Raw genomic sequence first — 5,670 nt, 5'->3', positions numbered from 1 at the left:
CGTTGATTTTCTTTCTTCCGTATAGTATCCTTTTCTTGTAATTTAAATTACATTCAACAGAAATTTCAATCGAAAGGAGTAAAGCGCCTATGATACAGCTGGAAGTCTGGGGTCCCTATGCCTTATTCTCCCGACCGGAGCTCAAAGTAGAACGATATTCCTATGATGTTCCAACCCCCTCGGCAGCACGGGGGATTGTAGAATCCATTTATTTTCATCCGGGATTAAAGTGGCATATCGACCGGATCTATGTATTGAACCCCATCCGGTTTGTCAGCGTCCGGCGCAATGAGGTGGCCAGCAAAATTTCCGGCCGCAACGTGCGGCAGGCCGCGCAGGGCGGCGGGCAGCCTCTGTACCTTGCCACACCGCAGGAGATTGTACAGCGCGCTTCTCTTCTCTTACAGGATGTCCACTATGTGATCGAAGCGCATTTTGACATGACGGATAAGGCTGCTCCCTCCGACAACCCCGGCAAGTTTCAGGATATTATCAAGCGCCGGATGGAGCGCGGCCAGTGTTATCATACGCCGTACTTCGGTTGCCGTGAATTCCCTGCTTATTTTCAGCGGTGGACGGGTGGAGCGATCCCGACCATCCGTGAAAGTCGGGATCTTGGGCTTATGCTGTATGACTTCGACTACTCCGATCCCCAGAATATTACGCCGACCTACTTCCGCGCCCATCTGGAACACGGTGTACTGAACACCCGGGATTGTGAGGTGTTCCGATGATTCTGCAAGCTTTGACCCAGTATTACGAGGATCTGCTGGCACTGGGTGCAATCGAACGCCCTGGCTGGAGCAAGTCCAAAGTAAACTATGGCCTTGCACTGAACGACGAAGGGCAGCTGACACAGCTGCTGCATTTGCAAACCGAAGTGGTGCGCGGCAAGAAAACAGTGTTGGCTCCACAGGAGCTTCTGGTGCCCTCCCCAGCGAAAAGAAGTTCCGGTGTCCTCTCCAATTTTTTGTGCGACAACAGCAGCTACCTGCTCGGCGCAGATGCAAAAGGCAAACCCGCTCGCACCGCCGAATGCTTTGCCGCGGCGAAAGCGCTGCATCTGGAGCTGCTCGAACAGGCCGATTCGCCTGCGGCGCGTGCAGTCATCCGCTTTTTCGAGTGCTGGGATCCGGCACAGGCGGCTGGTCATCCGGCACTACAGGAGGATTGGGATGACCTGCTGAAGGCCGGAAACCTGATCTTCTGGTATGGAAACGCCCCTGTCACTCAGGATCCCGCTGTTGCGGACGCCTGGACGCAGCACTATGAAGCAGCGGACGACGCTGTGGAACCCATCCGCTGTCTGGTGACTGGCCGCTGCGGACCGCTCGCCAGACTGCACCCCAATATTAAAGGCGTGGCAGGGGCACAAAGCAGCGGCGCCTCCCTGGTTTCTTTCAACGCATCGGCATTTTGCTCCTATGATCACGAGCAGGGTGCCAATGCGCCGGTCAGCGAATACGCTGCTTTTGCCTATGCTGCCGCGCTCAATATGCTTCTGTCTGACCGTGGCCGCGTCTGCCGCGTCGGGGACACCACGATTCTCTGTTGGGCCGCTGGCGGCGACAGCAGCTATCAGGACTGCTTTATTGCCAATATGTTTGGCGACAGCTATTCTGAAACCGACCTTTTGAATACACTTCATCATCTGGCAAAAGGCGAGCATGTTGTTTGGAACGACAGTCAATTGAACCCCAACACCCAATTTTATGTTCTTGGTCTGGCTCCCAATGCCGCCCGCCTATCCGTGCGCTTTTTCTGGCAGAACACGTTCGGCAGGATGGCGTGCAATTTGGCCCGGCATTATGATCGACTGAACATTATCCGTCCGGCTTATGACAAATTCCCCACGCTGCCGGTCTGGCGGCTGGTGCAGGAAACTGTCCGCAAACCTTCTCCGGGTGCCCGCCCGGCGGAACCGAATCCGCGTCTGGCCGGGGATTTACTGTTGGCGGTGCTCAATGATATGCCTTACCCCGCCACTCTGCTGGACGGTACTGCGCTGCGTATCCGCGCAGAACACAACGTCTCACGCGGACAAGCGGCAATTATCAAGGCATATTACTTGCGCAATTCCTCAAATCCCAAACTTAAGGAGGTTATGACCGTGGAACTCAACGAACAAAGCACCTATCTGCCCTATGTGCTGGGCCGGCTGTTTGCTGTATTGGAAGCTGTGCAGCAAAGTGCAAACCCGGGCATCAATGCTACCATCAAAGACCGTTATTTCAACGCCGCTTCCGCTACACCTGCCTCTGTATTTCCGCTGCTGATCAATCTGGCACAGAAACATCTTGCAAAACTGGACGGCGGCCTCAGCCTCTATTATCAAAAGAAAATCGCCGATCTGATCGATCGCATCACTCAGACACTTCCTGCCCGCATGACTCTGCCTGAGCAGGGCGCCTTTCAGCTCGGCTATTATCACGAAACTCAGAAACGCTATGCCAAATCGAAAAAGGAGGAATCGTAAGCATGTCCGAAGTGATCAAAAACCGCTATGATTTTGTCATCCTGTTTGACGTGGAAAACGGCAACCCGAACGGTGATCCGGATGCCGGTAATATGCCCCGTGTCGATCCTGAAACCGGTTACGGTCTGGTCACAGATGTCTGCCTCAAGCGCAAGATCCGCAATTACGTGGAGACCGCCAAGGAAGATGCCCCCGGCTACCGCATTTACATCAAAGATCAGGTGCCGCTCCAACGCAGCGACGCGGAAGCGCTGACCTATCTGGGCGTAGATAAAGATCTGAAAGCTGCGAAAAAAGACGACCCAACGCTCGATCAGAAAATCCGTGATTTTATGTGCCAAAACTTCTACGATATCCGCACCTTTGGCGCAGTCATGACCACCTTTGTCAAGGGAGCCTTAAACTGCGGTCAGGTGCGCGGTCCTGTACAGCTCAGCTTCGCGCGCAGCATTGATCCTATCATGCCGCAGGAAGTCACGATCACTCGTGTCGCCATCACAACTGAGGCTGATGCAGAGAAAAAAGGCACCGAGATGGGCCGGAAATATATTGTACCCTATGCACTCTACCGCGCAGAGGGCTTTGTTTCCGCCAATCTCGCCCGCAAGGTTACCGGCTTTTCGGAAGACGACCTTCAGCTTCTGTGGCAGGCGATTTTGAACATGTTTGAGAATGATCACAGCGCTGCCCGCGGCAAGATGGCTGTTCGAGAACTGATTATCTTTCAGCATAACAGCGAACTCGGCAACGCCCCTGCGCACAAACTCTTTGATGCGATTCATATAGCACGTGCAGAAGGTGTTACCGTTCCCCGAAAGTACAGCGATTACAACGTCTGGGTGGATAAAAATCTGCCAGAGGGCATTACCTGTGAAAGGTTATCCTGATGGATCAAAGTGATTACCTGATGATGTCCGGCATCCAGCACTTCAGCTTCTGCCGGCGGCAATGGGCGTTGATTCATTTGGAGCAGCAATGGTCCGAAAACCTGCGTACAGTCGAAGGCCGCCTGCTGCACGAACGATGTCATGACGACTCCCTCCGTGAAAAGCGAGGTGATTTGCTGATTGTACGCGGCATGCGTGTAATCAGCCATCGCTTGCGTCTGTCTGGCATTTGTGATGTTGTGGAATTCCAAGCCGATCCAAACGGCATAACGCTTCAGCAAGAATCCGGGCTTTGGCGTCCGGTTCCTGTCGAGTACAAGCATGGCGCGCCCAAGACAAATAATGCTGATCGGCTGCAACTCTGCGCCCAGGCCATGGCACTGGAAGAGATGTTGGTCTGCGATATCCCCCAAGGCGTGTTATTCTATGCTGAACCCCACCGCCGGGAACAGGTAGAACTGACATCCGAACTGCGTCAGGAAACACAGGCCATCGCAGATGAGATGAACGGTTATTTTTCCCGCGGATATACCCCCAAGGTGAAGCCTGGCAAACACTGTAATGCCTGTTCCCTAAAAGATCTCTGTCTTCCCGCCCTGTATCGTCGTGTCGATGCCGCTGACTATGTCCAAAACCACCTGAAAGAAGGCGCTGCCGAGTGAGAAATCTGCTCAATACACTGTTTATCCTTACCGAAAACAGTTATCTGAGTTTGGATGGAGAAAACGTTGTTATCAGTCAGGAACGGACGGAGACCGCCCGTTTTCCCCTGCATACACTGGAAACCATTCTTTGTTTCTCCTATCCTGGCGCATCTCCCGCACTGATGGGTGCCTGCGCCGAGCGAAACGTTGATCTGGCTTTCTTCACACCGCGCGGACGTTTTTTAGCCCGTGCTGTTGGAGTAACCAAGGGTAATGTTCTGCTGCGGCAGCAGCAATTTCGCGCAGCCGATGATCCCGCTGTCAGTTGCCGCTATGCCAAGGGATTTTTATTGGGCAAGGTTTATAATGCGCGTTGGGTGCTGGAGCGCGCGACCCGCGACCATCCGCAACGGGTTCCGGTAGATCGTTTAAAATCCCTCTCCCGTCAGCTGGCTGACGCGCTCCCCCATATCGAGGATGCGATGACGCTAGAAGAACTGCGCGGTTTGGAAGGTGCTGCTGCTCAACGGTATTTTGATGGATTTGACAGTTTAATTCTGCAGCAACGTGATACCTTTGCCTTTACGGGACGCAGCCGTCGTCCGCCGTTAGATCCGGTCAATGCATTACTTTCCTTTGCCTATACGCTATTGGCTCGGGATTGTGCCGCGGCGTTGGAAGGCGCGGGACTGGACCCGTATGTTGGCTTCCTGCACCGTCCCCGGCCCGGCCGCACCAGTCTGGCGCTTGATCTGATGGAGGAGCTGCGCACAGTATATGCAGATCGGCTTGTAATAACCTGTATCAATCAGAAAACAATAACCGCCAAACATTTTCAAACACAGGAAAACGGCGCTGTACTTTTGACAGATGAGAGCCGGCGCGCGTTTCTTAAAGTATGGCAGCTGCGAAAACAGCAGACCATCCAACATCCGTTTTTAGGGGAAAAGACACCTTGGGGACTGGTTCCCTATATCCAGGCACTTCTTTTGGCGCGTACACTGCGCGGCGATTTAGAACGCTACCCGCCTTTTTTCTGGAAATAAAAATGCAATCACTAAGAAAGGCGCATCATGTTAATTCTTGTAACATACGATGTTAATACAGAAACTGCTGTCGGACGCAAACGCCTGCGCAAAGTGGCCAAGGTTTGCGTCGATTACGGACAGCGCGTGCAGAACTCGGTATTTGAGTGCCTGCTGGATGCTGCACAATATGCAGCTTTTAAGGCAAAACTTATTGCTTTGATTGATCCGGAAACGGATAGCCTGCGCTTTTACCAGTTGGGGAATCAATACAAAAGCAAGGTTGAGCACGTTGGACGCGCACCACAATGGGACCAAGACGATATCCTGCTTTTATGAGTAAAGTGATTTGTTGCACATTTTCGGTAGAACACCTCCGTGCGAGCGGCTATCGGTCATCCTTCTCCACGGAGGTTCGCACCATAATGCACGGCTGATTCTCCGGATATTGGGGGAACAAATAGCCACACCCTCTTTTCTTTTTATACAAACCGATTAAAAAGGTCGGTAATTCGCATATAATTTGATGTAAATATGTCCGATTATTTGAGCATATTTGCTGTCGCCCTCTTTCACAGAGGGCGTGGGTAGAAATCAAGACGGTGCAGGACTATGCGGAGAAGATCACCGTCGCCCTC

General features: G+C 52.8%; 6 protein-coding genes. All 6 read left to right on the top strand.

Annotated elements, in window-relative coordinates:
* Positions 1-89: 89 nt before the first annotated feature.
* Genes cas5c through cas2 form a run of 6 tightly spaced genes read left to right on the top strand, consistent with a single transcriptional unit; the run spans position 90 to position 5,371 of the window.
* On the top strand, positions 90-734 hold the full coding sequence (cas5c, locus tag ACOYIE_RS08775; RefSeq protein WP_433412394.1) for a type I-C CRISPR-associated protein Cas5c: 645 nt from the start codon (positions 90-92) through the stop codon (positions 732-734).
* Complete coding sequence (gene cas8c / locus ACOYIE_RS08770) at positions 731-2,476, top strand: type I-C CRISPR-associated protein Cas8c/Csd1 (RefSeq protein WP_433412392.1); 1,746 nt, start codon at positions 731-733, stop codon at positions 2,474-2,476. Before cas5c ends, cas8c begins: the two co-directional genes overlap by 4 nt.
* 2 nt (positions 2,477-2,478) lie before the next feature.
* Positions 2,479-3,363: a type I-C CRISPR-associated protein Cas7/Csd2 gene (gene cas7c / locus ACOYIE_RS08765; RefSeq protein WP_433412390.1), complete on the top strand. Its 885-nt coding sequence runs from the start codon at positions 2,479-2,481 to the stop codon at positions 3,361-3,363.
* Positions 3,363-4,025, top strand: a complete 663-nt coding sequence (gene cas4, locus ACOYIE_RS08760; protein ID WP_433412388.1) for a CRISPR-associated protein Cas4 — start codon at positions 3,363-3,365, stop codon at positions 4,023-4,025. The genes cas7c and cas4 overlap by 1 nt, the downstream gene beginning before the upstream one ends.
* Complete coding sequence (gene cas1c, locus ACOYIE_RS08755; RefSeq protein ID WP_433412386.1) at positions 4,022-5,053, top strand: type I-C CRISPR-associated endonuclease Cas1c; 1,032 nt, start codon at positions 4,022-4,024, stop codon at positions 5,051-5,053. The genes cas4 and cas1c overlap by 4 nt, the downstream gene beginning before the upstream one ends.
* Positions 5,054-5,080: 27 nt before the next feature.
* Positions 5,081-5,371 carry a CRISPR-associated endonuclease Cas2 gene (gene cas2 / locus ACOYIE_RS08750; protein WP_433412384.1) on the top strand — a complete coding sequence of 97 codons (291 nt, stop codon included), beginning with the start codon at positions 5,081-5,083 and terminating at the stop codon, positions 5,369-5,371.
* The last annotated feature ends 299 nt before the right edge of the window (positions 5,372-5,670 follow it).

Origin of the sequence: Agathobaculum sp. (assembly GCF_050946325.1) — a bacterium.
Classification (GTDB): Bacteria; Bacillota; Clostridia; order Oscillospirales; family Butyricicoccaceae; genus Agathobaculum.
This window is presented reverse-complemented; position numbering and strand designations above follow the sequence as displayed.

Coding starts and splice junctions, on each gene's coding strand:
- cas5c (WP_433412394.1), top strand. CDS start 90: ATGATACAGCTGGAAGTCTGGGGTCCCTATGCCTTATTCTCCCGACCG.
- cas8c (WP_433412392.1), top strand. CDS start 731: ATGATTCTGCAAGCTTTGACCCAGTATTACGAGGATCTGCTGGCACTG.
- cas7c (WP_433412390.1), top strand. CDS start 2,479: ATGTCCGAAGTGATCAAAAACCGCTATGATTTTGTCATCCTGTTTGAC.
- cas4 (WP_433412388.1), top strand. CDS start 3,363: ATGGATCAAAGTGATTACCTGATGATGTCCGGCATCCAGCACTTCAGC.
- cas2 (WP_433412384.1), top strand. CDS start 5,081: ATGTTAATTCTTGTAACATACGATGTTAATACAGAAACTGCTGTCGGA.